This window comes from Mycobacterium sp. NTMscope_Eco_3 (genome assembly GCF_976985685.1).
In genome coordinates this window covers 2,147,787-2,174,729 of sequence record NZ_CDRJYZ010000001.1, presented here as the reverse complement: position 1 = coordinate 2,174,729, position 26,943 = coordinate 2,147,787, and the positions used below count along the sequence as shown (strand labels likewise).

Annotated in this window: 24 protein-coding genes and 2 pseudogenes; 13 read left to right on the top strand and 13 right to left on the bottom strand. The window is 64.2% G+C overall.

Annotated features, from left to right (window positions below; translation table 11 throughout):
- Positions 1-236 precede the first annotated feature (236 nt).
- The gene (locus tag AC0KTM_RS09960) at positions 237-1,349 is read left to right on the top strand and encodes an oxygenase MpaB family protein (protein ID WP_472415498.1); all 1,113 of its coding nucleotides are present in this window, start codon (positions 237-239) and stop codon (positions 1,347-1,349) included.
- A gap of 367 nt (positions 1,350-1,716) precedes the next feature.
- Here the strand turns inward: AC0KTM_RS09960 and AC0KTM_RS09955 are convergent, their stop codons facing one another.
- Complete coding sequence (locus AC0KTM_RS09955; RefSeq protein ID WP_472415497.1) at positions 1,717-2,187, bottom strand: nitroreductase/quinone reductase family protein; 471 nt, start codon at positions 2,185-2,187, stop codon at positions 1,717-1,719.
- Between the two features lie 229 nt (positions 2,188-2,416).
- Here AC0KTM_RS09955 and AC0KTM_RS09950 point away from each other — a divergent pair, with 229 nt between their 5' ends.
- Positions 2,417-3,829, top strand: a complete 1,413-nt coding sequence (locus AC0KTM_RS09950; protein WP_472415496.1) for a phytoene desaturase family protein — start codon at positions 2,417-2,419, stop codon at positions 3,827-3,829.
- Between the two features lie 276 nt (positions 3,830-4,105).
- On the opposite strand, the gene AC0KTM_RS09945 is transcribed toward AC0KTM_RS09950, so the two are convergent.
- Both AC0KTM_RS09945 and AC0KTM_RS09940 read right to left on the bottom strand, forming a co-directional pair.
- The gene (locus tag AC0KTM_RS09945; protein WP_472415495.1) at positions 4,106-4,654 is read right to left on the bottom strand and encodes a nitroreductase family deazaflavin-dependent oxidoreductase; all 549 of its coding nucleotides are present in this window, start codon (positions 4,652-4,654) and stop codon (positions 4,106-4,108) included.
- A gap of 229 nt (positions 4,655-4,883) precedes the next feature.
- Entirely contained in the window at positions 4,884-5,570 is a 687-nt protein-coding gene (locus AC0KTM_RS09940; protein WP_472415494.1) for a hypothetical protein, read from the bottom strand.
- Positions 5,571-5,683: 113 nt separating this feature from the next.
- On the opposite strand from AC0KTM_RS09940, the gene AC0KTM_RS09935 reads away from it, so the two are divergent.
- From AC0KTM_RS09935 to AC0KTM_RS09925, 3 genes and pseudogenes are all read left to right on the top strand, one after another.
- Positions 5,684-6,361, top strand: coding sequence for a TetR/AcrR family transcriptional regulator (locus tag AC0KTM_RS09935; RefSeq protein ID WP_472415493.1), 678 nt, complete (start codon positions 5,684-5,686; stop codon positions 6,359-6,361).
- 505 nt (positions 6,362-6,866) lie between these two features.
- A complete protein-coding gene (locus AC0KTM_RS09930) occupies positions 6,867-7,142 on the top strand; it encodes a type II toxin-antitoxin system TacA family antitoxin (RefSeq protein ID WP_472415492.1) in 276 nt (91 codons plus the stop codon).
- Positions 7,139-7,630, top strand: a pseudogene (locus AC0KTM_RS09925) (GNAT family N-acetyltransferase); the annotation flags it as partial. The gene AC0KTM_RS09930 and the pseudogene AC0KTM_RS09925, both read left to right, overlap by 4 nt.
- A gap of 418 nt (positions 7,631-8,048) precedes the next feature.
- Here AC0KTM_RS09925 and AC0KTM_RS09920 read toward each other — a convergent pair.
- From AC0KTM_RS09920 to AC0KTM_RS09910, 3 genes are all read right to left on the bottom strand, one after another.
- Positions 8,049-8,642, bottom strand: a complete 594-nt coding sequence (locus tag AC0KTM_RS09920; protein ID WP_472415491.1) for an AAA family ATPase — start codon at positions 8,640-8,642, stop codon at positions 8,049-8,051.
- On the bottom strand, positions 8,626-8,808 hold the full coding sequence (locus AC0KTM_RS09915; RefSeq protein ID WP_472415490.1) for a hypothetical protein: 183 nt from the start codon (positions 8,806-8,808) through the stop codon (positions 8,626-8,628). Before AC0KTM_RS09915 ends, AC0KTM_RS09920 begins: the two co-directional genes overlap by 17 nt.
- 96 nt (positions 8,809-8,904) lie before the next feature.
- Positions 8,905-9,642 (bottom strand): hypothetical protein, encoded by a 738-nt coding sequence (locus tag AC0KTM_RS09910; protein WP_472415489.1) that lies wholly within the window; start codon positions 9,640-9,642, stop codon positions 8,905-8,907.
- 133 nt (positions 9,643-9,775) lie between these two features.
- Between AC0KTM_RS09910 and AC0KTM_RS09905 the strand changes: the two are divergent.
- Positions 9,776-9,932 (top strand): annotated as a pseudogene (locus AC0KTM_RS09905) (IS256 family transposase); the annotation flags it as partial.
- A gap of 151 nt (positions 9,933-10,083) precedes the next feature.
- On the opposite strand, the gene AC0KTM_RS09900 reads toward AC0KTM_RS09905, so the two are convergent.
- From AC0KTM_RS09900 to AC0KTM_RS09875, 6 genes are all read right to left on the bottom strand, one after another.
- Complete coding sequence (locus tag AC0KTM_RS09900; protein WP_472415488.1) at positions 10,084-11,490, bottom strand: hypothetical protein; 1,407 nt, start codon at positions 11,488-11,490, stop codon at positions 10,084-10,086.
- 76 nt (positions 11,491-11,566) lie between these two features.
- Entirely contained in the window at positions 11,567-11,920 is a 354-nt protein-coding gene (locus AC0KTM_RS09895) for a helix-turn-helix domain-containing protein (protein WP_472415487.1), read from the bottom strand.
- Positions 11,921-12,156: 236 nt separating this feature from the next.
- Positions 12,157-12,597 (bottom strand): DUF6262 family protein, encoded by a 441-nt coding sequence (locus tag AC0KTM_RS09890; RefSeq protein WP_007172194.1) that lies wholly within the window; start codon positions 12,595-12,597, stop codon positions 12,157-12,159.
- Complete coding sequence (locus tag AC0KTM_RS09885; protein ID WP_007172193.1) at positions 12,587-14,842, bottom strand: tyrosine-type recombinase/integrase; 2,256 nt, start codon at positions 14,840-14,842, stop codon at positions 12,587-12,589. The genes AC0KTM_RS09890 and AC0KTM_RS09885 overlap by 11 nt, the downstream gene beginning before the upstream one ends.
- The gene (locus AC0KTM_RS09880; protein WP_007172192.1) at positions 14,839-15,948 is read right to left on the bottom strand and encodes a tyrosine-type recombinase/integrase; all 1,110 of its coding nucleotides are present in this window, start codon (positions 15,946-15,948) and stop codon (positions 14,839-14,841) included. The genes AC0KTM_RS09885 and AC0KTM_RS09880 overlap by 4 nt, the downstream gene beginning before the upstream one ends.
- Positions 15,908-17,035 (bottom strand): tyrosine-type recombinase/integrase, encoded by a 1,128-nt coding sequence (locus AC0KTM_RS09875; RefSeq protein ID WP_472415486.1) that lies wholly within the window; start codon positions 17,033-17,035, stop codon positions 15,908-15,910. The genes AC0KTM_RS09880 and AC0KTM_RS09875 overlap by 41 nt, the downstream gene beginning before the upstream one ends.
- 1,573 nt (positions 17,036-18,608) lie before the next feature.
- Here AC0KTM_RS09875 and AC0KTM_RS09870 point away from each other — a divergent pair.
- The 7 genes from AC0KTM_RS09870 to AC0KTM_RS09840 all read left to right on the top strand — a co-directional run bounded on the left by AC0KTM_RS09870 (position 18,609) and on the right by AC0KTM_RS09840 (position 26,503).
- Entirely contained in the window at positions 18,609-19,349 is a 741-nt protein-coding gene (locus AC0KTM_RS09870; RefSeq protein ID WP_099459185.1) for a TnsA-like heteromeric transposase endonuclease subunit, read from the top strand.
- A gap of 5 nt (positions 19,350-19,354) precedes the next feature.
- Positions 19,355-21,430, top strand: coding sequence for a Mu transposase C-terminal domain-containing protein (locus tag AC0KTM_RS09865; protein ID WP_224860251.1), 2,076 nt, complete (start codon positions 19,355-19,357; stop codon positions 21,428-21,430).
- Positions 21,418-22,443 carry a TniB family NTP-binding protein gene (locus AC0KTM_RS09860; RefSeq protein WP_007172501.1) on the top strand — a complete coding sequence of 342 codons (1,026 nt, stop codon included), beginning with the start codon at positions 21,418-21,420 and terminating at the stop codon, positions 22,441-22,443. The genes AC0KTM_RS09865 and AC0KTM_RS09860 overlap by 13 nt, the downstream gene beginning before the upstream one ends.
- A 79-nt stretch (positions 22,444-22,522) precedes the next feature.
- Entirely contained in the window at positions 22,523-23,344 is an 822-nt protein-coding gene (locus tag AC0KTM_RS09855; RefSeq protein WP_065018912.1) for a hypothetical protein, read from the top strand.
- 71 nt (positions 23,345-23,415) lie between these two features.
- Positions 23,416-23,772: a Cd(II)/Pb(II)-sensing metalloregulatory transcriptional regulator CmtR gene (cmtR, locus tag AC0KTM_RS09850; protein WP_007170255.1), complete on the top strand. Its 357-nt coding sequence runs from the start codon at positions 23,416-23,418 to the stop codon at positions 23,770-23,772.
- 81 nt (positions 23,773-23,853) lie between these two features.
- Positions 23,854-24,150, top strand: a complete 297-nt coding sequence (locus AC0KTM_RS09845) for a DUF1490 family protein (protein WP_033718759.1) — start codon at positions 23,854-23,856, stop codon at positions 24,148-24,150.
- A 64-nt stretch (positions 24,151-24,214) separates the two neighbouring features.
- On the top strand, positions 24,215-26,503 hold the full coding sequence (locus AC0KTM_RS09840) for a heavy metal translocating P-type ATPase (RefSeq protein WP_033718775.1): 2,289 nt from the start codon (positions 24,215-24,217) through the stop codon (positions 26,501-26,503).
- A gap of 53 nt (positions 26,504-26,556) precedes the next feature.
- On the opposite strand, the gene AC0KTM_RS09835 is transcribed toward AC0KTM_RS09840, so the two are convergent.
- Positions 26,557-26,943 (bottom strand): ArsR/SmtB family transcription factor, encoded by a 387-nt coding sequence (locus AC0KTM_RS09835; RefSeq protein WP_007170252.1) that lies wholly within the window; start codon positions 26,941-26,943, stop codon positions 26,557-26,559.

Sequence of the window (26,943 nt, the reverse complement as noted above, 5' to 3'; positions counted from 1 at the left end):
ATCCAGATCGAGTGTTCAACCCGCTAAGGAACCAGCAGATCAAGCGGTTTCGCTTACTGGTTACGCTCCGCTGTGCGATAAACCCCGCCAAGGAACGACAGACCCTCGAAACCCAAGACAGAGTCGGCATAACGGTGGTTAGCTGATAGTCGATCAGCTACCCGAGGCTGGGCGTGTAAACGGCCGGGTACTGAGCTTAATCAAATGACGAGTATCGGCAACGCAAGGAGTTTTACATGGCGGTCCGGGGCCTCAGGGCGCTCAGGAAAATCATGCAGACAACATTTGATCCAGAGCTCGTAGTCCCGAGAGACGTTAGAGTGACGGAATTTACGGACGATCATAGTTTGTCCCGGAGCGACCTTCTTCAGCATCCGCTCCCTGCCGGCTCTCTGATATGGAAATATTGGGGGCGTCTTGATGTTGCCTTTTTTGGTGGCGGAGTAGTGGGCACAATTGCGGGCGCATGGCCGCAGATGGCGAAAGCAACCGCGAATTCAGTACTTTTCACTGGTGACAGCTCCTTCGGCGCGCGCCGCAAGATATATAAAGAGCGGCGTCAGAGATCTCGTGAGTACATTTACGGTACGGTGTACGACGCACCTGAAGAAGCGATGAAATACGGACTGAAGACTCGGAATATGCACAAGGCCATCAAAGGGACCCTGCAGGATGGCACGTATCACGCTTTGAATGCGGAAACCTTTTATTTTGCGCATGTCACTTTCTTCTATCACTTATTGATCGTAATCACGGAGCAGCTGTATTTTGACGGGGCCATGCCGCGAGCCATGAAGGAGCAAATATTCGAGGAATCCAAAGAGTGGTACAGCATGTTGGGAGTGGACGATAGCCCTCAGCCGGATACCTACGACGATTTCGAGCAGTACCTGGACAACATCGAGCGTAATCATCTGGTTAATACACAGGTAACTCAGGTCATGCTCGAACAATTTATCGAGCGACGCCCGGCGCCGCGGTGGTGGCCTCCGGTCCTGAAAAAGACAGTGTGGCCCTGGGTGGCGGCGCGGCGGCAAGTCGTTGTCAACAGTTTTCCACCCCATGTGCGGGAGCTGTTCAACTTAGAGTGGACCCCCGACGACGAGGAGATGTCGCGCCGCTTTATGTGGATGTATCGGCGGTTCTACGCAGTCGTCGAGCGTCTCGTCCCGCTGAAGTTTCTCTATTTGCCCATCGCGGTGGAAGGCTTCGAGAGGGAAGGGGTCGATCCACGCAACATCACCCTGGAGTCTGCGCAGCAAGCCCTCCGGGAAAGTCGCGCCCGCCGCGCCCCGCGAGAAAATTCACCAACCGATGAGACGAGCGGGGGGGTGCTTGCTTCCGGCTAATAAGGTTGCTGGGCCGTCGGTTTCACCCGGCCGCTCTGTCCGCCCGAGGATTGCCCACTAACCACTTTGAGATCCGGTTTCCGCACCACGGCACAGGTGCGTTTTGAGATAGTCAATCGCTGCGTTGAGCCTGATTGGGATCATCGCAATACGCGCCGAGGCCGGCATTGCGCGATGGGCACAACCCGCCAACCCTGTGAGATCAACGTCCGCGCGCCATCCGACTGCGGGGTTTTTGAGTTGTCCGCACCAATTGATGGGAGGGCAGCCGGATCAACTCCAAGTCAGACGGTGTCGATGTCATGGCCAACGCATGCCGCAGGACACCGACACTGATGGCAACGTCCGAGAGTGGAGCCTTCTCCGATTACCAGTAATCCTCCATATTCGATCCGTGCATATTCTCGTCTAGTGGGTTGTCCAGGTCGATCCGGATTGTGGTTGGGGTGCTGGCCGAGGCTCGGAAGATGATGCCATCGATCCGACCGGCGAGGCCGTTACTTTCGTCAATCCGGCGGCGGCGGGCCTGCGCATCGTCGCTGTCGACGATCGTGGCGGTGCCGGCGTACCAGCGGCGGCCAACCTTGACGCGCACACGCGGATTCGCGGCGAGGTTCTTGACGTAGCCGCCTTGGCGGCCGTGTTCAGAGACCAGCCAGAAGACCTCGCCGTCTAGTCCGTTGCCTACCGGAGTCAATCGTCGCTTCCCACTGCGCCGTCCGATTGTCTCGAGCAACGCGAGCGCTTTGGGCGCGATGCCAAGTCGCAAAGCGACCCGAAACCCAGGATTGAATACCGACTTTTCCAGCCGACGCTGAAGTCGGCCCCCTGTGGCCATGACTATTAGTGTGCAGCAACGCGAGGCAACGATCTCGGGGTTCGGGCTAACCGCCGAGGACCGGTAAGGCGCTGGAAGCCGTCATTCGCGCGCGTTCGTCTGCAAAGATGGCGAACGGGTGCTGGGGTGGTGGACAGTGCGCCGAGCAGGACGTCCAAGCGGGGAGTACGTCCGCGGACCGTGTGGCGGTGTGGACTCCGGCCGGAGATTCTTCGACAGGGAGGCGTGAGTGACGACAGCGATCGTCGTCGGGTCGGGGCCCAATGGGCTCGCCGCGGCAGTCACCCTTGTCCAGCACGGCATCGGGGTAACCGTGCTGGAAGCCTCCGACACGATCGGGGGCGGGGTCCGCACTAGTGAGAACACCCTGCCGGGACTCCTGCATGACGATTGCGCCGCGGTGGTTCCCATCGCCCTCGCGTCGCCGTTTCTCAAGTCTCTGGATCTCGCGTCGCACGGATTGGAGTGGGTGTGGCCTGAGGTCGACCTTGCGCATCCTTTGGACGGAGGCCGCGCTGGCGTGCAGGTGCAGTCGTTCGAGACAACTGAGCGCCTGCTCGGTGCCGACGGAGCCCGATGGCGGCGGATATTTGAGCCATACGCGAACGGTTTCGATGATCTCGTAGCAGACGTTCTTCGTCCATTGATCCATGTGCCACGTCATCCGTTGCAGCTCGCTCGTTTCGGGGCAGCGGGGTTGATACCAGCAACCACCTTCGCGCGGTTGTGGCGTACTGATGAGGTCAAGGCACTGTTCGCGGGGAACGCTGCCCACGGCTGGGGTCCGCTGGGACGGCCGCCCTCGTCTGCGTTCGCGGTCATGTTCGGCGCGACAGTTCACCGCTACGGCTGGCCGGTGCCCAAGGGCGGGAGCTCGCAGATCGCCACGGCACTGCAGCGGATCCTGACTGGACTTGGCGGGATGATCGAAACAGGCCAGCGAGTGCAGTCTCTCGCTGAGGTACGCCAGGCAGATATCGTGATGTTCGACCTGACGCCCCACGCGGTCGTCGAGCTTGCGGGTGATGCTCTGCCGGGCCACGTGCGGCGCGCTTATCGCCGTTACCGTTTCGGGCCCGGCGCGTTCAAGATCGATTTTGCGGTCGAGGATGGGGTTCCGTGGACCAACGAGCACTGCAGATCCGCTGGCACTGTGCATGTCTGCGGAAGCCTTGAGGAAGTGGTAGCCGCTGAGCGAGACACCAATGCCGGAAAAATGCCGGAGCGGCCGTTCATCATTGCGGCGCAACAGTATTTGGCCGACCCGAGCCGGTCGGTAGGTAATGTGCACCCGTTCTATGCCTACGCGCACGTGCCGCACGATTACGCTGGCGATGCCAGCGAGGCAATAATGCGGCAAATCGAACGCTTCGCACCCGGTTTCCGCGAGCGAATAGTCGGAACCTTCACCCGCAAAACGGCCGAGTTCAGCGACTACAACGCCAACATCGTCGGTGGCGACGTCATGGGCGGCGCCCCCGGCCTCCACCAGATGATCGCGCGCCCGAAGCTCGTTTCGCCATACAACATCGGCGTCCCGGGCATGTATCTCTGTTCTGCATCGACGCCACCTGGAGCCGGCCCCCACGGTATGTGCGGGCACCTGGCTGCGCAACGCGCGATTCGGCACCTGTGCGCGTAGTACCAAACACCGTGCTCGGCAACGCGTCCACGACAGCCGCTGTGGTCCAGCCGCGCCGCGTGTGCCCCGGCGGGGAGCAACGACCTTGCTCCAAGGCGTGGCTGAGGGAGGCTTTCGGAACCCCCCAATGCTATTCCTTCGAGTACCCGGGTTCACCGGCCGCGCGGAAAAGGCACAGCTAGGAAGCTGCCTGCGGCGCAACCGGATACATGTCCGTCGGCCCGATGAAGCCTAGGATCGCCGCGAGGAACCGTAGCTGGTGGGTCAGTGCAGACATCAGTCTGGGAGTTCGATAACGACCGGTACACCCGCGTCAAACCAATGTTGGTGCAGGCGCTGAATCTTGTCGGGGGTGGGCCGGTCGCCGGTATGGAAACGGTATTCCCAAAAATCGAAAGGGTTCACCGTGCGGGTGTATGCCCGCCGAGCAACGGCCAGTTCCGCAGGATCACTGAGTTCGCGCGCGGTGCCAGTGAGAGTCCCAGCGGACACCCGCAGTCGCACAACTGGGTTGGCGCGGATGTTGCGCAGCCAGTGCGTAATGGCTTGGTCCTTGGGTGCTCTCAACAGCACCGGCCCCAGCATCACCAGATAGGCAACGGAGTCGTCCACAATGACCCGCACGCATTTCCGTCGTCGTTTCCCGGTCCGGCGTCCGGTCGTGGTGAGTACTCCGAAGCCAGTCGGCGCATGGAGCAGAAAGAACGGCAGCTGCAACGCCGACAGAGCCTTCCCGCCGCGCTGTGGCCAGCGGGTGAAAGGGTTGTGCCGCCATTCCTGCGGAACGCCATCGCTGGATGCCGCTTCGATGCCTGTGCCGCTCACGTCAAGGCTTCCTCCATGCTGGCCGGTTGAACGGAACTCCGATTAGTCCATCACCGCCGGGCACTCGACGAAAGAGAAGCCCCGGAAATGGAACACGTTCGGCGTGGCAATGGGGTCGCGCAGGGCGGTCCCACGATTGCCAAAAAGGTGGTCCGTGATCGACATGACGGGGGAGCGGGCGGCTGGCGCGACACCCGCGGCTCCTGGCCCTGGATGGCTTATTCGTTGATCACTGAACCTCGCGCGGCATCGCGACTGCAGTTCCGAAAATCCAGGCAAACAGAACAGCCGGCATTCCGGTGATCGAGAAACCCTCGAGCGAAAGCGGCCCATCGTGGACGATGAACGCTGCGAGGAGCAGGGGGTGTATCACGGCCGCGGCAGTGGCGAGGTGGGCGGCATACCGTGGCAGCACCCGATGAACGTAGATGGCAACCGCGAACGACCCCGCCGCCACGATGGTGGGCATTCCCGACATTGCCAGCAATCCGAAGGTCAAATCGTAGAGCAGCGTTGACGTCTCGGGGCTGTGGGGCCGGTAGAGCAGCAGGTCGAACGCGCTGAACCCGCTCAATAAAAGCGTCACGCACCCGATGAAGCCGGCGGCAAAGCATGTCGCGAGCGACGATCGTGCGGGGAGTCGATCGCGCAGGTAGCTCCATACCGCCGCGCTGAATACCAGCCACAGCGTGACGCCAGCAGTATTGAGCAGCATCGTCACGATCAACCGATCGTGGTGAATCGCCGCCCAGCGTGCGACTTCGCTACCCGACGTCGGAGTCCCGGGGAATGACCAGATCGGATAAACCACGAGGGTGATGGCGGGCAGGACGACTCCGACAGTGCCGGCCCACCGCGCTATGCGCGCCGAAGGCCAACGCTGGTCGAACACGATCGCGGCGCTGTTGTCGTTCACAGGCCCTCCTGAGCACGAGTCTTACCAGTGGACAGTTCCTCGTGACGATCCCCAGTCTGCCCCAGCCCGCGCAACTTATCAATGGTTAGATTGTGTCGGTACAGTGGCCAACTATGACAACGAGTCCCGCGCGGCCCTATCACCACGGGCAGCTTGAGCGAGCGGCGATCGACGGTGCGGTCGAGGAAGTCGAAACCGTCGGGGTCGCGGCGGTGAGCATGCGCCGGATCGCCCGCCGAGCGGGCGTGTCCCATGCCGCGCTGGCCTACCAATTCGGCGACAAGCGCGGGATCTTTACCGCAGTGGCGACCGAGGGATTTCGCTTTCAAGCACAGATGATTGGTGCGGCTGCGACCGGTCGTGATGGGTTCTTCCGAGGCGGGCAGGCCTACATCGCATTCGCGCTTTCCCACCGCGGCCACTCGCATGTTCCGCCCCTACCTGTACGCGCTGACCCAGAAGATTCCCACCGCGGCCACTTCGAAGTGATGTTCCGCCCCTACCTGTACCGCAGCGATGACCCAGAGCTGAGGCTAGCCAAGAACGCAGCTTTCGACATCCTGTACGACACCGCGCGGACCAGTCTCACGACGCATCGCTTGGGACCGGTCACCGACGAAGATGTCCGTGGGCTAGCCATGGCGGGATGGTCGCTGTCCCACGGCTTCGCCACCCTCGCCTTGACTGCCAACATCCCGGAGCAACAGAACGCCGACCCCACCGAGCTCGCCGCGCAGATCACCGGGGGCGTCATCGCGCTGGGAGAACTAGCGAAACAACAAATCGCCTAGGCCCTCCCTGGAACGGAACAAGAGGTAGTCCGACCGTCGCCCGGCGTCAATCCCCCAGCGGGGGAGAGATAGCCACCAACAGATCTCCATCGCCTCGGCAGTATGCCGGCTGCGCGCTGATTCATCTGATGAATCATCAAGGTTCCATCGCGGCACCGAGTCGATGGATCGAATGATGCTGCACAGCAAACTATTCCAGAATCATGCCAACGATTGATAAGTCAGCGTAACGCGAATTGCTTTGGGGCACAGCGGTATTAAGAGTATGTGGGAGTAGTTTACTGGTAACCCGCCGTATTCGATTCCGCCGTATTTCACTAGCCCGTCGGCGGCGACTTGGGCGGATCTGGACGAGCCGCCTCCGACGACTCGGCGCCGGTACCTGACTCAGACCGGCCCACGCGGAAAGGTTGCCCGCAGTGTGATTGTTTCTAGTGCGGCAAGCCTTGGCGCCACATCGCGCCCCTGGTTGACCTGTACGCCTATCAGGCACACAATAGGGTATGTGGCTACAAAGTCTGAACGCTTCGCGGTGCGCCTGACGCCTGAGCAGGACGCATTGATTCGCCGTGCCGCCGAGGTCGAAGGGACCGACCTGACGACCTTCACTGTTTGTGCCACGGTCGCGCACGCTCGCGACGTTCTCGCAGACCGTCGGCACTTTTTACTTGATGACCCTGCTTGGGCTGAGTTCAGCACCTTGCTCGACCGGCCCGTTCGGTACAAGCCGGCGTTGGCGAAGATGTTCGACAAGCCATCGCTGTTCGATCCTGAAGCGTGAGTGGTTACAGCCTCCCGCGGCCGATTAACGAGTCCGACGATGTCGCGACCTTCGACAGTGGAGAACCAAGTCTGGACAACTACCTCCGCACGCGTGCACTGACCAACCACGCCGGCGGCGCATCTCGCTGCTTCGTCACCTGCCAAGGTGGCCGAGTTGTCGGCTACTACGCACTCGCGTCGGGAGCTGTGTCACACGCCGATTTGTCCGGCAAGTTCCGCCGAAACATGCCCAACCCAGTGCCGGTGATCCTGCTGTCGCGCCTCGCGGTCGACCGCAAACACCAGGGCTGCGGGTTGGGAGAGAACCTGCTGCGCGACGCCATTGCCCGCAGCGTACAAGTCGCCGAACAGATCGGCGTCCGCGCCATCCTTGTGCACGCGCTCCACCACGAAGCCCGCCAGTTCTACACCCGCTACCAGTTCGAACCGTCGCCTACCGACCCTCTTCACTTGTTGCTGCTGATCAAGGACGCCAAGGCGAGCGTGGCAGCACTACAGAACAATGGGGAGGCCGAGCAACGCCGTCGCGAGGTGATCGAAACAATGGCCGAAAGCGGTGCTGATCGCGAGCATCTCGAATCTCTGACCGACGAGCAGCTGCGGCGGCTCATCGCGCTCGCGGCGCTCACCAACGCTGACCAGCTGCACGAGATCGACCCGGATGGCGCTGACGCGACGTTAGCAGCAGCCCGAGAAGCAACCGGCATCGTGGATCGCGACCTGCGAGTCGTTACCCTCGACGACGGATCCGGGGTACTCGTTGACGGTAGCTGCGATCACGTCGACGACGAGGTTCGCGACACCGTTGAAGGCGATGATGCGTGACTCCGTCTTCTCGAGGTGACAGCGGTGACGGTGACAGCATTTTTCAAAATCCATGGCGCGCAAGGTAATACGGCGTACATTACTGGTAACCCTTCGCCCGGGCTACGGCACTCCTCACGATGTCGAGATCCGTAAGGTCAAGCAAAGAGCGGAAGTACGCCGCCCGCTTGTTCGGCTCGGTTGAGAGCACGTAGCGCAGGTTGTGCTGCAGCAGCACAGGCGCCGCGAGCGGCGGGTCACCAAAGGGAATGCCGAGGTCGTTCAGATCTGCCTGCTGGCCATCGACGGCCAGTTCGCTCGCACAGTCGGAGGTCGGCGAGTAGTCGGCGGTGAGCACCCGCCGCACAGTCCGCACGACACCGTCGGCACACCGTATGTCGGCCTCTACCCAGACACCGGTATCACCCTCCGGCAGGTGGACGTTGGCGAGCATCCGGTCGTACTCCGTCTTTGCCCCGCCGAAGAGATCCCTGCGACTACTGCATCCGGTGAAGAGGAACTCCAGCGCCTCCGCAGTTGCAGTCTTCCCCTGACTGTTGTCGCCCTTGACGACGGCGAGCGGTGCGTCGAGGTCCATCTCCCGCGCCTCAGTGCCATACGACCGGAATCCCCGGATGCGCAGGCAGAGGATCCGAACCGTGCCACCGCTTCCGGCATCAGGCCTTATGGTCATCGGATACCTCCAGCCAACGATCCACAAGGGCGTCGATCGTCATGTCCACGTCTTCAGCCGATACGACAATGGCCAGCTCAGCAACGAACTCATGGGCATCCTGCGCGGTGCCATCGGTTGGCAACTGCGCGCGCATGTCCTCGAGATTCGGAATCAACTCACTCACTCCCAGCCCTCCACCCGGGATCGCACGCACGCCGATGGCTGGACCTGACCACGACGACAAATCGGAGGAAGGGACCCGCGTGAGTAACCGCCACGGTCACTCCGGGCCGTCTTCTATGCCCGCGGCCACCCGCTCCTTCAGGTGGTCGATGTAGTCGGACTGGATCACTCGGTTACACCGAGGGCGCTTGCCGCCATTTATCTCCTTGACGTATTTCGCCAGCAATGCCGGGTTCTTGCCGGACCAGCCGTGGGCAAGGGCCCATCCCTGCATCGCGTTGCTGTCCATCGGGATGCGGGCATCGTGGAGTGCAAGGAGCACGCTCACGACGTCGTCCTTCTCGTAGCCCGCCGCGATAGTGTTGTTGTGGTTGATCGTCAGCGTGAGGCTCCTCATCGCCTCGATCACCACGGGGTCCAGCTCCGGCGTGCGGTCCTGCCACTCCGAGCCGTCGCCGAGGATATCCGGTCGCATCTGCGTCACCCACGGACGAATCCGGTCGGCGTTCCAAGTGATGACACACAGCCCCCGGATCATGTGGCTGCTGAATCGGACCAACTCGCCGATGTCGTCCATGTTCGGCCAGGCCATCAGCACGGGGCCATGGGCACGCACGTATGCGCCTCCTCTGCCGGTTATGTGCTCGACGTCCGAGTGGCGGCTGACTAGTCGGTCCAACGCGTCGCAGTTGCGCAGGTTGGACTTCAGCTTGGTCCAGACGGTCAGGGTGTCGCCCTTCTCCATGTGGGACGCGCACCAGCGGATGGCTTCAGCTACACCGTCGTCGTCGTAGCTGGTCACTGCGGTGGGGTAATTCACCTCATCATCGAACATCGACCGCTCCTGCTTCGTCCCTGGGAGTGACTACGTTAACCCCCAGCGCCGACAGTTCTGGTGAAGGGACTTTGGATTTATCGGTGTTTCCGTCCTAACGCGCTGAGCGTTGCTCAGCGGGGTAGGTGCCGTGATGACGACACTGGATGGTGGGGCGAAGAAGAAGCAGGTTGAGCAGTCCGCAGAGCAGCATGCCGCGGTCGAGTTGGTGCCGCCTGGCCCAGGAACAGGGACTGTCGCTGACCGGGCCCGACGGGCTGCACAAACAGCTGACCAAGACAGTGCCCGAGAGGCTTTGGCGCAGGCCGACGGATATTACGCAGCTGGCCGCACTGTTAGCGTAATGAGCTTCGAGTGAAGTATGGGCTTCCGGACCGCCGACGGAAACGTCCAAATTCACAACGCAAGGATGATAAATGAATTTCACTCCGCCACAACAGTTTAATGCTTGACGTATCTGGCCCAGGTGTTGCCGGCTTCGGCGGCGTGCTTCTGGGTGACTTGGTCACTGTAGCCGAGCATTTCGGCGACCAGGGGAGCGGGGATTTCGGAGACGAGTGCTTGTAGGGCGGTGTTTCGCGCGCCCTGCAGGTTGATGCCGAGCCCTCGTAGCCGCTTCATGATGGCCTGTGGATCGATGTGCCGTCCTGGTCGGCTGCTGGTAAAGAGCCACGGTGTGCCAGTGGTTCCGCCAGCGGTGCGCAGGTTGGGGCGATGGCGAACGTGGTAGTTGAGCTGGGAGGCGAATGGTTCGGGAACAGGGATAGGGTCCTTGCCGAGCGCGATACGGGTCTCCCCATCGGCTTGGGAGATCGCGGTGGACTGTAGCGTGGCGATCTTGGTCAGCGGCTGGGCGTAGAGCAGCAGCAGAACGCCGGCGACTCTGTAGGGCAGGCTTTCGGAGTCGCCGATGAGCAGTTCCTTGAGCCAGGCCAGGCGTTGGTCTTGGGTGATCGTCGGGGTGGTTTTCGCCTGTCTGAAACCGATCTGCACCGCGCCGTTGAGCTTGCTCTTCTTCGCCCAGACGAAGAACGTTCGGATTGAGTGACGAGTGGTCGGGCCTGAGGCGAGGTACTCATCGACATCTCGTTGCGTGCAGTCGGTGACAGTGCGCTCGTGAGTCTGTTCGAGCCAGGTGAGGAACTTGATAGTCTCGGCGATTTCTTGTTTCGCGGAACGCTTTGGGCCGTCCGAGGATTGGCCGGGTCGCGATTCACTTCGGAGCCGTCGGAGATGGTGCCAGGTTGCGAACTGTTCGACCGGAGCGCGAACCGCGGGGGAGTCGATCGCGTCGAGTTTGTCGGCCAGCCAGACTTCGAAGCGCGCCAGGTGTTCATCGCGTTGTGGGAGCAGGCCGTGGTGTTGCAGGAGGCTGCGCAGGTGATCGATATGGCGGCCGGATCCCGCCGCGGTGAGCCCGTCGTGGGTCAGTGGTATTGCGCCGGAGGTGATTCCGCCGAGCAGCTCGAGTACTTGGCTGTTGCGTTTCCAGGTCAGGATGCTTTCGGGTCGATCGACGCCACAGAGTACTTCTATCAGCGTTTGCATGGCGGCGAGGTCGGCGGGATGGTGCAACAGAATTTTGCAGAGGTCCTCGCGCAGGGCACAGCGGGCGCACTGGCCGCAGCGGTAGATCTCGCCTTCGCGGTGGCAGGTTTTGCAAGTGAAGGCGCCGGGGATGCCGGCGCAGCTCAGGCAGACCGGGTGCGGGTCGGTGCGGTTGCGGCGGCCAGGGAGGACGCCGTCGTGTCCGCAGCTGGGGCAGATGCCGTGGGTGCGCATCGCGGTGTAGAAACAGCTGTGGCAGAGCTGATCTCCGGGCCAGTAGACGCGCAGCTTGTTGGCCATGCGGTGGCATCGGCTGCATTCGAAGACGCCGGCAGTGACGCGTGGTCGTCCGCGTGTGGTGGAACGCGGTGTGGGCTCAATCGTTGCCATCGGTGATGATTCGTGCTCGCCGAGGGCGGACTGACTTGTTGAGTTCGACGACATTCGGCGGCGGGGTGGGGGCAGCCCCGGAGGCGCTCTTTCGTCGGCGGACTTCGGTGGCGGTCACGGTCACCAGGTCGTCCACCCCGCAGCCGAGGATATCGCACAAGGCTGCCATCAGCTGTAGGGAAACCCGTTCGGGGCGTTGGTGAACAACGCGGTAGACCTGAGGGCGTGAGAGCTGTATCCCGCGTTCAGCGAGCCGGGGGATCAGGTCGGTGCTGTTGTGCATGCCGTGGGCCGCCATCAGCTCAGCGAGGCGCCAGGTGTAGTCGACTTCCCGTTTCATGATGTTTCCTCTCCCAGGGAGAGCGCATCCTTGATGGTCCGGTCGAGGACACGGCGCAGAGCCCGGGTCCGATAATCGCTGGAGACGCCGGTGTAAAGCGATGTGGTACTGGCGTAGTCGTGGCCGGCCTGGTCTTGCATTATCTTGAGCCGCTGGCCTATTCGGGGCTTTGACCTGCGGTGTTTCGTTGTGGACGTTGTCGTCGACGTTTGAGGTGGGGTCATGGGGGAGGCCTTTCAGCAGGGACCGATCGTTATCGAGCTGAGACGTTTCCGGGGGGTGCGGGTTGACGTGGTTTCGGATGCGGTGCGCTGCTGGCCGAGTGCTCGGGCGAGTTGGTCTCGGAGCGTGCGGTTCTCCTCGGCCAATTTCCGGTTGCGCTGGTTGGCGGCTTCGAGCCTGCGTAGCAGTGAGGCGTCCGAGGTTCGTTGCCGCGCGGGGACCGGTGTCGCGGGTGCTCGACGGTGGGCAGCGCGAAGCCGTTCGATCTCAGCTCGGACGTCGGATTGCGCGTAGAGCCAGGACCGAGACACCGCCGCTGCTTGAGCCACGGCCTCGAAGGTGACCGGGCGCCCTTCGGCGTCGAGGGTCCTCAATGCCTGGATCGCCTTGGCTCGGGTGAGTTCGTGGCGTTGTCGGGCGGCGACGATGAGGTGCCGGGTGTTGTCAGCCCGCATCAGCAGAATCCAATTCCTCTGAACCGGAGTCGGTTTCGAGTGTGGTGATGATGGTGTCGAGGTTTCCCAGGACTTGTTGGTTCATCTCGACGAGGCGTAACTGACCGCGCGCCTCGGCAGCGGAGATGATCTGCAGGACTTGCTGACGGTGTTCGTGGTGTTGCGGCAGGAACTCGGGCGTAGTCACGAACATCGGACATGTCAGACAAGCATTGGCATGCGGGCAGGTCTTTTGAACTGGCAGCCCGCAGAAGCCGTTGGGCAATGCTTGGGTCACGCGCCCGAGCCGTTGCTTGGCCCAGTTCGCTTCGGCCAGTGGGCCGTCGGGGTCGATCGCAACGGTTTGGCCCCTGGCATCGACCTTGCGGGCGGACTCCCAGTGCCGGCGGACGGTGGTGTCGTGAAGGCGGGCGTAGTGAGCTGTCATCTCACCGCTGGAGTGATCGAGTAACACCCGTACGACTTCTTGCGGCACGTCCCGGTTGATCAACCGTGTTCCAAAGGTGTGCCGCCATTGGTGCGGAGTCAGATGCACTGGACGGCCGTGCTCGTCGCGGATCTCGCAGCGCGCCAGCCAGTCCCGTAGCTGGCCGCGGTAGGAGGGCGTAGTCAGCGGCCGGCGGCCGTCTGGGTTCATCTTCGGAGCGGCGAACAGCCAGGGGCTGCCGTTGGTCCAGCGGCGCAGGATCCGCTGTTGTTGCTCGGCGATGGCCTGCTCGACTTCCTCGTCGATCGGGACGAGAGCTTCGCGTTTCATCTTGCCGTTGGTGTAGCGCAGATAGGGAGCTCCGTCGCCGCCACGGATGACGCAGTCGAAGGCGATCTTGGTGGCGTCACCGACGCGCAGTCCGCAGCGCATCAGGATGATCGTGAGCAGCCGACTCTCGGGGTTGTTCCATCCGTCGAGGTTCGCGGGCTGTTCGACCTGGGCCATGATGTGCTCGGCCAGCCCGCGGGGCAGGCGTTTCGCGGGTTTGGGGAAGTCGTCGGGATAGAACGCGGCACTCGCGGGCAGGTCGTGGTCCCACTCGTGGCGGCGGATCGCGTCGAGGAACGCACCGAGCGAGCTGATGTCGCGGCTGCGGGAGTGCAGTGCCCGGGGGTCGGTGGACAGGTCGGCCAGGTAGCGCTCCAATACCGCGCGGTTGATGCCGGCCAGGCTGGTGATGTCGACCGGCGGGGACGCCAAGAAGCCGGCCAAACGCGTCACCGCCTGGACGTCGATGTAGGTCTGGTTGGGGCTGCGTCCGATGCTTAACCGCCAGCGGGCGAACCGCTTGGCCAGATCCCGCAGCCACGGTTGCGCAATGCCGTCGAAGCGCAGCCGCTTGCGGCCCTCGACGCCGAGCCGGTGCAGCTCCCACACGTCGCGCGGGAACTCGGCCTCCCACCCGCTGCCGCAGTGCAGGTCCTCCAGACAGCGATAGGCGTAACGCAGAAACGCCAGCTGTCCGTTCTGGCCGTGTTGCGCAGCGTGGTTGGCGTCGAAGAACTCGATCCAACGTGCCATCGGCCAGTCCAGCAGCGAGGCCACCCCACTGGCGGCCGTGAGTGCGATGACAGGACGCGCGACGGCAGCGGGAGTCTTGACCTGGCGTTCATCGTGCCGGCACTGCAGCGCGTACTGCATCTCCAATTTGAGCTGTCGGCGATCACCGAACGGTCGGAAGTCGAACCGGTCGTCGCCATAGGACTCGCAGAGCACGATGAACTCGTCGATGTCGGGACATCCCACCGCTGCCCATCGGGACCGATGATTGACGCAGAACGGCGACCGTCCCTGCGTCCATAGCGTGCAATAGGACAACGCGCAGACGGGATGATCGGGATCATCCACCGGAGCAACGGCAGCCAGCCATACGTCTCGGTCGGCGATGCCGGACCGTTCCCAAAACCCTTGGTGGCGTGGGCATAAACCCCGGCGAGCACCTCCGTACCGGCAGCCCTGGACGGCGCAGACCGTGAGCTCTTTGCGCCCGAGCCCTTCCGGTGCTGCAGTCGTGGCGAACACGTCGATGTCCGGGCGGCCTTCTTGCTGCCAACCGACGTAGTGGCCTTTGCAGAGCCCGCGGGTGCGCGGTTGGCGCACGCAGCCCGGCACCCGGCACGGCGCGGTGTCGAACACCAGCGCACCACGCTCGGGAACGAGGATGTCCACCCGGAACTCCGGTCGAACCGCGGCCACCAGCTTGCGCAGCAAGCCCGGAGCCGCAGCCGACGGTAGCGGCGGGACTGCCGCGGTCACCACTGCACCTCCTGCCCGGTCAGGAAGCCGGCCGCCTCCAGAGCCCGGCGGGCGTCCTCGACGGACAGATGCCCGTAAATGTCCATCGTGGTCGCGATCGAGGAGTGTCCCAGCAGCGTGCTGACGACCTCGATCGGGGTGTTCTGGCGGAGCAAACGCGTGGCGTAGGTGTGCCGATACCAGTGGGGATCGAAGTCGATGCCGGTGCTCCGGCGCAGCCGCAACACCAGGTCGTAGACCGCGGGATAGCCCCACGGGTGCCCGAACGGTTCGCCCCAGAGGTTGACGAACACGTAGTCGGAGTCCAGATCGCCGTATTCGTCGTGCAGGTAGTCGGCGTAGAGGCGGATGAGCTGCGGGCTGATCGGGATGGTGCGCGGTGTCGCCGACTTGGCGCGCGCCCTGTTGTCGTTGGATCGCGGCGCGACCGTCAACTCACCCTCGGCAGCGGCCACGTCCTCGTGACGCAGACCTAGCGCTTCACCAATCCGAATCCCTGTGTCCCACAACAACGCCCACAACAAGCGATCCCGCAGGTGGATGCAGGCATCTAGGATCGCCTGCACCTGACCGGCGGTCAGAATGGTCGGATGCTGACGCGGGGTCCGGAGCTTGATCGTGCGCCGCCGCTCCGGCTGGCCGCTGCTCAGGTGGTAGAGGAACGGCTTCCATCCCGAGCGCCGGCGCCGACCTGGGTGCAGTTCAGTGACCAAGTCGCCGAGGTCGACTCCGTGCCGGGCGTGAAACGTGTAGAGGCCGCTGATCGCCGCCAGCTTCCGGTTGACGGTTCCCGCAGAGCAGTGATGCTCAGCCGAGGGCAACAGCACCACTGCGCCAGCCCGGCCAGCCGGCGGCAGCCGCAGCCAGGACACGAACTCCCCGAGATCCTCCAATCGGACCTCGCGCCAGTTCAGGCTGCGAGCGTCGAGGAAGACGAACCAGTCCTTCAGGTCGTGCGCATAGGCCTTGACCGTGTTCGGGGACCGCTCGATGTCGGTCAGATAGGCCAGGTAGCGCTCGATTGGCTCCACCGAGCCGCCTCCGTCGCCGAGGACCGTCCAGGATTCAAGCGACGAAGTGGGCATCAGTACCCGTTGCACAAGCATCAAACCTCCGTGGAATCTGCGTGATGGACCGCTGCAGATAACCACCTCCGCCACGAAGATCGCCGCCAACGCCACGTGCGTGTTGCACGTCGTGGACACCCCTGTGCGGGCTCGAGAGAACTTGAACGAATTTGGCGTCCCAGCCATCTTCGATGAGGTGGGTGATGTAGGAGCGGCGGAACGAGTGCAGATCCAGACCGTCGGGAAGTTCGAGGTCGTTGCAATACCGCCTGAACCGTCGAAGCAGGGTGTTCTCTGCGACCAGTAAGCCGCGCTCGCTGGGGAACAGATCGATGCCGTCGTCGATATAGGGCTGACCGTGGGTGAGCCAGTCGGCGAGCACCTCCGGTGTCCAATCGAACACCGTCAGCACGGTGCGTCGCTTGGGTGGGGAACCCTTCTTGGCCTTGCCATACCGGACTTTGACCACACCGTAGCGGCCGAACTCCGAGGCGTGGGGATTGCGGGAAAAGTCGACCGTTTGCAGGTGTCGTAGTTCGTTGAACCGTAGCCCGTAGGAGTAGGCGAGCTTGAACATGACTGTGTCGCGGTACGCCGGCAGCCAGCCCTTCTTTTTCGAGTTGGCAATCAAGGTGACCTGGTCGTCGGCGTGGTCGAAGAAATCTTGGAGCTCCTGTTTGGTGAACGGCCGCTTCGCGGGGGACTGTTCGTTGTCCTGGACATGCGTCGCGGTGTTCCAGGCGAAAAACACTTGAGCCGGATGCGTGCCGAACCGCTGTTCGCAGACCCGATCCCAGCCGTAATCGGGGTCAGCGATGTAGGAGCAGAACAACCGCAGCGCATTCTGATAACCGCGCACCGTGGACTGCCGTCGGCCTTTGATGCCGCGCAGGTCGCCGAAGAATTCCTCGACGATGGCCGGCGTCCAGGACCACGGGAACTCGTTGGTCTGCTCGATGAACCGCCGAACGGTGGCGATCCGCGCGTCGATCGTGTCGTGGGCCAGGTTGCGGCACAGTTGCTGGTTGCGCCAGCCATCCAGCATCTCGTCGACGGTCTGGACCTCAGGATGCAGCAGGGGAACGGAGCCGATCAGGAACACGCGACCGCTCTTATCGACCGGCATCCAGGCTTCCAATCCGTATCATCTGATGCATCATTGAATCATCTAATGAATCATTACCACATCCGTGCACGTAGATCCAGCGCATCCGGGGCACTCACCACCAAGTGTCGAACCAACAACCCCGAGCCGAGTCCGAGTCCAGAAATCGCTACCTGCCCAAACTTGCTGCTGTCCAGGCGTTTTGACCCGGCCGGACCACCTGGGGTAGGCGACGTGCGGTCGGGCAGGTCTGATTCATCAGATGAAAACGGAGTAGTTTACCCGACATAATGTCGCTTATCGGCATGATGCTGACCAGCGCGAAGCGGCTAGCGCGTCGCGTCGGGCGAAAAACGAGCCCCCGCAACCCCGTGACCACTGCGAAAGCCGCGGAACGCTCTGTAAGAAAGCTGCCGTCGGTGTACGCGCGCCAGTCCCGCGATGAACTAGCTCTGTGATCGCTAAACGAACGCATCCCACGACATCGCAGCGCAGGCCCATTGAGTGATCCTCGGCCTCGCATGCCCGACCGGCCTTTACCGACATCATTGCGTCACAGTGACGAATTGCTTTGTGGCGGCTGCACATGAGGCCCGCACCAATGCGCGGCCACCGCGGGCCAGATTCCCGTCCTTGTCGCTACATCGACGCACACGTCTGATCACGCGAACGGTTGGCCGGCGCGCACCTCCCAAGTCCACGCCGGCTGCCACATCTAGAACACTGCCGCGCTCGGCAAAACTACTTGCCGCAGCGGCGACGCGCTACTCCGGCGGCGGCGCCACCGGTTGGCACGCATTGGCTCCCGGATTCCACCAGTTGCCGGCACCGCAATCAGGCGGCGCCACCGGCTGGCACGAATTGGCCCCAGGATTCCACCAGTTGCCAGGGCCGCAATCCGGGGGCGGCGGCGCCACCGGCTGACACGCATTGGCTCCCGGATTCCACCAGTTACCGGCACCGCAATCCGGGGGTTGGGCGGAGGCCACGCCGGGCGATACCGCTGCCACGTACGCCATGGGTCCTAATGCCACCGCCACGGCGCACACGACGCGACGAACGAACACACTCATCGAGCCCTCCCATCGCAAGCGTCCAGACTTTAGCTGGGCGTGAGTTTAAACCGACTACCCATTCCGGCGGCCCGGCAATCACTACGCCGAATTTGTCCGCGCCGGCCGAGTCGCCCCCGCTCGGCGAGTGGCCACCCGACCCGCCCAATTCGTCACCGTGACGTTTGCGTAAGGCGGTAATGGCACCGTGGCGCGCCAGGCTTCGACTCCTTCGTCAAGCGCAGCGACCGTTGCGAGATTTCCGATGGCGACGGGATAGTGGAACGACATGACGCGGAAGGGGCACCGAGTCGCGCTGCGGACCGAACCCGACCGCCATATCCCCTTCCCCACTTCCGGGGCTCCTATGGCCTAATTACGTCACTGTGACGAATTTCCTTGCAGCGCAGCCCTATTGAGATGGCAACGGCGTCACGTTGAAAGGTGTCCGTTGACATCCGATGTGATGTATTGCCACCGTATCTGCGGTATCGGCGTGTCTTTGCCAATCTATCCGAGGTACCGCCGGTAGCGTTGTTTAGGTGAGTGTGGCGCCGGCGGCGCTATGGCCGCAGGTCAACGGTGGCGTTGAGGTGGAATTCAACTCCTCCGGGGGTTCTTCGCGCTTGCCGCTGGCGGAGTGTGCCGCAGTGGCCTTTGAGTTGGACTGCTCACCCGTGCGTGGTTTCCCAGCGTTTCGCGGGCAGGGCAATTATCCAGGCCTGTGGTGGTTTTCGACGACTCGTGAGCACGTTGGGTACGAGTCGTGGTCGGAGCGTGACCATTTGATCGCGCTGGACGCCGATCCCGCGGTGGTTGGTGTTGCGTCGCAGCCGTTCCGGCTCCATTGGGGTGACGGCAGGCACCACGTGCCTGATTACTTCGTGCGGTTGTCCGACGGAACGGCGACGGTTCTTGACGTGCGGGCCGATGACCGAATATCGGATGCTGATGCTGAGTTGTTCGACCGGTCCGAGCAGGCGTGCCGTTCCCTGGGATGGGCCTATCGGCGAGCGGGCGTTGCGGATCCGGTCGTGACGGCGAATTTGCGCTGGTTGTCTGGGTATCGGCATCCACGGGTGTACCGCCCGGCGGTCGCCGCAGCGTTGGAGGCGGTGTTCGACTCGGCGCGGCCGCTGATGACCGGGGTGAGACCGGTCGGTGAAGCGATCATGGTGTTGCCGGTGCTGTTTCACCTGTTGTGGCACCGGCGACTGGGCGTGGATCTTTCCGCGGCTGTCTTGACCGAGGAGTCGATCGTCGGGCCCGCGTTGTCACGATGACGGGTATGCGGTCGGGTGTCATCCGCGAGGGCGATGAAATCCGGTTATCCGACGGCGTATTCACGGTTGTCACACTTTCGGGCAGTTCAGCCAGGCTGACCGATGCGGTCGGCGGGCAGTCGGTGGTACCGCTGTCTCGGCTGCTGGGCGACCCGGCGTTGGAGTTGGTGTCAGGATCGCGACCGGCTTTGTGTTCCGAAGAAGCGTTGGCCGGGGTGCCCGAGGCTGCCGCCGAGCGGGCCCGCTGGTGGGAACGGCACTTGATCGAGGTGTTGACGGGTCGACGGGTTGATTCCGAGGCGGGTAGCCGGCCGCGGCCGGAGTTCGATCCGGCGTCGCGTTCGTTGCGGCAGCGCGAATTGGCCAAGCTCGCCGAGCTGCGCTCGGCTGGCCACGAGATCAGCTTGTACACGTTGCAGCGGCAACGCTATGCCTACGAACGAGACGGCCTGCTGGGGGTTGTGGATCGCCGGCACATTCCCCGGCGGGCGATGTTCGGCCGCGTCGACGAGCGGCTGGTGGCCGCAGTGCGGCAGGCCATCGATGACGAGACCGACGTGTCGACCGGGACGGTGAGCCGCCTGCAGCGACGGGTGACCAAATCGCTGGTGGCTCAATACGGTGCCCAGGACGCACCGGCGATGCCGTCTCAGCGGACGTTCTATCGTCTGGTGAAGAGGCTGTCGGAGGGCCGGCACACGTTCGGGTCCGCGCGCACCCGGCGTTCGTTGTCCAAACAGCCCGACGGCCCGTTCGGTGCGCTGACGGTGGCGCGCCCCGGCGAGGTGGTCGAGATCGATTCGACCCCCCTGGATGTGCGGGTGGTCCTCGATGACGGCACGGTGGACCGGGTCGAGCTGACCGGCATGGTTGACGACGCGACCTGCTCGATTCCGGCCGCGGTGTTGCGGCCCACGACCAAAGCGGTCGACGCGGCGCTGCTGCTGGCCCGAGCGTTGACGCCAGAACCGATGCGGCCGGAGTGGTCCGATGCGCTGCGGATGTCGCGGTCGGTGCTGCCGTATCGCTGTTTGACCGGCGTGGATCAACGGTTGGCCGATGCGGCCGCCCGGCCGGTGATCGCCCCGGAGACCGTAGTGTGCGACCACGGGAAGGCGTATCTGTCGCAAACCTTCCGGCAGGCGTGTTGCACGTTGGGGATCAATCTGCAGCCCGCCCACCCGGATACGCCGACCGACAAACCCAAGATCGAGCGGACCCTGCAGTCGGTGGCCACCTTGTTCGCCCAGCATGTCGCCGGGTATGTCGGCTCCAGCGTCGAGCGGCGCGGCAAGAACGCCGAACAGGACGCAGTGTGGTCGATCGTGGAGCTGCAAGCCCTGCTGGATGAGTGGATCGTCGCGGTATGGCAAAACCGGCCCCACGACGGCCTGCGTGACCCCGTCACCCCGGGCAAGGCGTTGACGCCCAACGAAAAGTACGCCGCCTTGGTCGAGGTCGCCGGGTATGTTCCGGTGCCGCTGTCGGCCGAGGACTACATCGAGTTACTGCCGTCGTGCTGGCGGCGCATCAATTCCTACGGGATCCGGGTCAACAACCGCAGCTACGACGCTAAGGCACTCAACCCCTACCGCCGCCAGCACTCGGGGGTGGAATCCAAGAAGGGCCAGTGGGAGGTGCACTACGACCCCTACGACGTGTCGCGGATCTGGGTGCGCAACCATCACGACGAGGGCTGGCTGGCCGCGACCTGGACGCATTTGCGCAGCCACCCGGTACCGTTCGGCGAATTGGTATGGCAGCATGCGCGGTCCGTGCTGGCCCAGCGCGGATGCGATCAGGCCACCGAAGCCGAGATCGCCCGCGCGGCCGATGACCTGCTCGACCGGGCCGCGCAAGGCCCCGCCCCCACCCGACAGGAATCCAAGGATCGCAGGGTGGCGGGTCGAACGCGAGCCACCGCGACACCGGCCTGGCCCCGCCCGCCGGATACCGCAGAACCCTGCGATGAGGAGCCGCCGCCAGGCGGTGACGAGGACGCCGACGACATCGAGATCGCCCAAGTCATTCCACTACCGGTGTTCGATGCACGCAAGGAGGCTGAATCGTGGCGGCTGTGAACACTTTTGCCCCGGTGAGCCAACTCGAGGACCGGCGCCAACCCACCACCACGCTCGAGGGTTGGCGCCGTTTCGTCGATGCCGATCCACCCGAGTTCACCCTGTTACCCGATGAGCAGTGGAGCACCCTGTCGGAGACCGAACGGACCAACTACAACGAAGCCCGGGTAGCGCATCACAGTGAACTGGTCGTGGTCACCACGTCGGCGATCCAGCGCATCACCAACGAAGGCCGGCTGCTGACCCTGCTCAACCAACGCGAGATCGGCGCCCGGCGCGGGCTGATCATTTCCGGGGCGGCCGCGACCGGCAAGACCACCGCGGTCAAACAACTCGGCCGATTCCACGAACTGCGTATCAGGACACGATTCGCCGACAAGTCCCGGATCCCGATCGTATACGTGACCGCGCCCCCGAAAGGCTCGGCGCGCAAACTCGCGATGGAGTTCGCGCGATTCCTGGGCCTTCCGCCGATGCAACCGCGGATGAATGTCACCGATATCGCCGACGCTGTCTGCCAGGTCCTCATCGACGCCCGAACCGACATCGTGATCGTCGACGAGATCCACAACCTCAACCTCGATACCCGGGCCGGCGAGGAACTGTCCGATCACCTGAAGTACTTCACCGAACACCTGCCCGCCACGTTCGTCTACGCCGGCATCGACGTCGAGCGCTCCGGTGTGTTCACCGGCACCCGCGGACGCCAGCTCGCCGGGCGCTGCGGTGTGATCAACACCAGCCCGTTCCCGTACGCCGGGGAATGGAAGTCGCTGGTGGCCGCGATGGAAGGCACCCTGCGGTTGCACCATCACACCGCGGGAACGCTGGTCGCCGAAGCCAAATACCTGCATCGACGCACCGGCGGAATGATCGGCAGCCTGGCGCACCTGATCCGCTCGGCTGCGATCCGCAGCATGCTCGACGAAACCGAGAACCTCACCAGGGATCTGATGGACACGGTGCTCATCGACTACGCAGCCCAAACATCGGCGCAACGCCATGCCAGCTGACGTATCAACCCCACCGGCGTGGCCGCAGGGGCCTGCCGCGCCACTACCGCGCACCGTCACACCGTTTCGTGGCGAAACGGTGCAGTCCTATCTTGATCGGCTCGCGCACGCCAACCACCTAGAACCCCGAGGTCTGCGGCGCTACCTGGCCGACGGTCCAGCGATCTGCCGTCCCCGGCCGGACTGGTTGGCAACCGCCAGCGGCCAGCCCGTGGGCATCCTTCACGCCCGGCTCATCGGGCTGGCCGCCCCCGACCGCGACACCACCCGCCAACGCCGCCACGCCCGGCCCGCATGCCGCCTGTGCATGGCACGCCGCGGTGTCTATGAGCCGGTCTACTGCTGGTTGCCCGACTACGCGACCGTCTGCTGCCGCCACCGCCGATGGATCGGTGCAGGCACCTCCACCCTCGACGATCAACGCGATCTGCGCTGCGCCCCCGCGGTGATCGCCGCAGCGCAGCGCCATGCCCGACTGGATCGGTGTCACGGCGACGCTGCGCGCTTCGCGGTCAGGGATGCCGCGCGGATTCACCGCTGCTGGGCACGCAGCACCAGCCCGTTTACGCTGCCGCCTGCCCGCGCCGACGCCGACACGCACATCGGCGCCTACCCGGACCTGATCGCCTTGGCCGCCATCCTGGCCGGCGCTCATCGCCGGATCTGGGGCACCGCGCCAGCCACACCCGCCCGTGCCCGCGCCGTCGATGCGGTCTACGTCAACGTCAGCGCCCGGTTTCCCCAGCACCGCGACCAAACCCGCCCCATCGAACAGTGGATCCACGATCAACAACTCAGCGCCACCCGCCGCGCACACCACTTCGACGCGTGGAAACCACGACCAGGTCAATCCCCGCGATCACCGTGCCCGGCTGGGCCAGCTGGGCGGCGTCAGGGCTGACGGCGGCGTGTGGAGCCATGGCACAATTCAGCCCTTGCTGACATATCAGTATCGGCTGTACTGTTTGGTGCATGCTGACGTGTGAGACGCGGGAATCGGCGCTGGCTCGGCTGGGCCGAGCGCTGGCGGATCCGACGCGGTGTCGGATTCTGGTGGCACTGCTCGATGGGGTGTGCTACCCGGGCCAGTTGGCTGCGCAGCTGGGGTTGACACGGTCGAATGTGTCCAATCATTTGTCGTGTTTGCGGGGCTGCGGGCTGGTCATCGCGACCTATGAGGGCCGGCAGGTTCGCTACGCGCTGGCCGACCCTCACCTCGCCCGTGCTCTGGGCGAGCTGGTCCAGGTTGTTTTGGCGGTGGATACCGACCAGCCCTGTGTCGGCGAGGACGCCGCATCGGGCGCAGCCGAGGCCACCGTTGGTCGATGACCATCAGTGGCAGCGATCCGGTGACCTTGAAGATCGCGGTCGCTCAATCGTAGTGAGTTGGCAGAACAGAAGGGATAAGCAGTGGCTATACATGGGTTCGTGGCCAAAGCAGCCGGGACAGTGTTCACCGGGCTGGTCGGGGTGAGCGCCTACGAGGTGCTGCGCAAGGCGGTGGGCACGGCGCCGGTTCACCGGGCAGCGGTGACCGTGACGGAGTGGGGACTGCGCGGAACTCGGAGCGCAGAGGTAGCAGCGGAGTCGGCCCGGCTGAAAGTCGCCGACGTGGTCGCCGAAGCCCGCGGACGCATCGGCGACGATGCCCCTCGGCCGCCCGCCGCCAAGGCTGACGATGACGACTGCTGCCAAGTGATGGGTTAGCCGTTTTCACGGGGAAAGGTCGATTGTGCCTACTGCTGAGGTTTCCTCCGATCACGGGGCCGCGCTGGTTGTCGTGTCTGCGGGTGCGCGACGAATACGGGTGCGTGCTAACTGGTTTCGGTTCGACGCGGTGCGGGCTGTCGCGATCGAGGACTCGGTCGCCACGGTGGCTGGTGTGGATGCGGTCCGCGCGTATCCGCGCACGGCTTCCGTGGTGGTCTGGTATTCACCCGAGCGCTGCGACACCGCTGCCATTTTGTCGGCGATCGCCGCCGCCGAGCACATCCCTGCCGAGTCGGTGCCCGCCCGGGCGCCGCACTCGGTCGAGGGAGGCAACCCCGGTGTGGTGCAGAGAATCCTCGACTGGAGCGAGCGGACGCTATCCGGCGAGCAAGCTGACAGGGTTTCACAACGACCAGTGCAACGAAGCGATGGCTGCTGCGACCACGACGACAGCCACCCTGAGTCGGAGCGGCTGTGGGGCGTTGTCAAGCTGCGGCGGGCCGCGTTCTCCGGGGTGGTGCTGACAGCCTCACTGGTGACGGCGTGGCTGACTCCATTCGGGCCGGTGGCGTTGGGATTGAAAGTCGTGGCGCTCGCGGTGGGCGCTTCGACGTTCGTGCCCTCAACCGTTAGGCGACTGACCGAGGGCCGTGTCGGTGTCGGCACGTTGATGACGATCGCCGCGCTCGGCGCTGTTGGACTCGGTCAGGTCGGCGAGGCCGCGATGCTGGCGTTTTTGTTCTCCATCAGCGAGGGTTTGGAGGAATACGCGGTGGCCCGTACCCGCCGCGGCCTGCGTGCTCTGCTGGCGCTGGTGCCGGATCAGGCCACGGTCTTGCGCGCAGGTGTCGAAACCGTGGTGGCCGCAGCCGAACTGCGCGTCGGTGATCAGATGATTGTCAAACCCGGGGAACGCCTGGCCACCGACGGCATCATTGTTGCCGGGCGCACCGCCCTGGACGTCTCGGCGATTACCGGCGAATCGGTGCCGGTAGAGGCCGGACCCGGTGATGAGGTGTTCGCCGGGTCGATCAACGGGTCCGGAGTGCTGCAGGTGGAGGTCACCGCGACCGTTGAGGACAACTCGTTGGCGCGAATCGTGCAGATCGTGGAAGCCGAACAGGCCCGCAAGGGCGCCAGCCAGCGCCTGGCCGATCGGATCGCGCAGCCGTTGGTGCCGGGCATCATGATCGCCGGGGCGCTGATCGCCGGGACGGGCAGCATCTTCGGTAACCCGCTGGTGTGGATCGAACGCGCTCTGGTGGTGCTCGTCGCCGCGTCCCCGTGCGCGCTCGCCATCGCCGTGCCGGTGACCGTCGTGGCGGCAGTCGGTGCCGCCTCGAAGATCGGGGTACTGATCAAGGGCGGTGCCGCGCTGGAAGCCCTGGGCACCATCAGTGGGATCGCGCTGGACAAAACCGGAACTTTGACCGCCAACCGGCCCACCGTCATCGACATCGCCACCACCAACGACGCCACCCGCGAAGAGGTGCTGGCGGTCGCGGCCGCGCTGGAAACCCGCAGTGAACACCCGCTGGCCGCGGCCGTCCTGGCCGCTACCCAAGCGCCGGTGGCCGCCGCGAGTGACGTGCACGCCGTTGCCGGAGCTGGGCTGACCGGCCACCTCGACGGGCAAGCCATCCGGCTGGGCCGGCCCGGCTGGATCGACCCCGCCGACCTCGCCGATCACGTAGCGCACATGCAACAAGCCGGGGCCACAGCGGTGCTCGTAGAACGCGATGACCGGCTGCTCGGTGCCATCGCCGTGCGCGACGAACTACGCCCAGAAGCTCCCGAGGTCATCACCGCGCTACGTGCCGGCGGCTACCAGGTGACGATGCTCACCGGCGACAATCACGCCACCGCGGCGGCGCTCGCCGCCCAAGCCGGCATCGAGCACGTCTATGCCGAACTGCGCCCCGAGGACAAGGCTCACCTGATCGCAGAACTGGGCGCTCACCGGCCCACCGCGATGGTCGGCGACGGCGTCAACGATGCTCCGGCCCTGGCCGCCGCCGACCTGGGAATCGCGATGGGCGCCATGGGAACCGATGTCGCGATCGAAACCGCCGACGTCGCCCTGATGGGCCAAGACCTGCGGCACCTGCCCCACGCACTAGCACATGCTCGACGCTCCCGGCAGATCATGGTGCAAAACGTCGGACTCTCCCTGGGCATCATCACCGTGCTCATGCCGCTGGCGATGTTCGGAACCCTCGGCCTGGCCACGGTCGTACTGGTGCACGAGCTTGCCGAAGTCGTCGTCATCGCCAACGGCGTACGCGCCGGACGCATAACGCCTCTTGCGGGGCCAGCACGAGACACCCGGCGGCAGGACAACTCAAGGTAGCGGCGGCCGTCACTGAATCCGAGGCATCGCAGGTCAGGCCCTCAAGCGCTGCCTCAGCCACAACGACAACGGACAACAAACACCCCGCCGAGCGCATCCAGGGCCGCGGGCACCAGCCGGTAGTACGCCCACTTGCCGCGCTGGGTTCGGTCGAGCAGGCCGGCCTCGACCAGGATCTTGAGGTGATGCGACACCGTCGGCTGGGATAGCCCCACAGTAGCGGTCAGGTCGCATACACACGCCTCGGCGCCCTCATGGCCCGCGATCATTGACACAAGCCGTAGCCGGGTCGGTTCGGCCAGCGCCTTGAGCACGCCGGCCAGCCGCTCGGCGGCGGCCGCGTCGAGTACGCCGTCGGTGATCGGGCTGCAGCACGCCGCAACGTCAGCGACCAGCAACGAGTCATCGCGTTCGGTCGGGGAGGCGATCGCGGCGGGCAT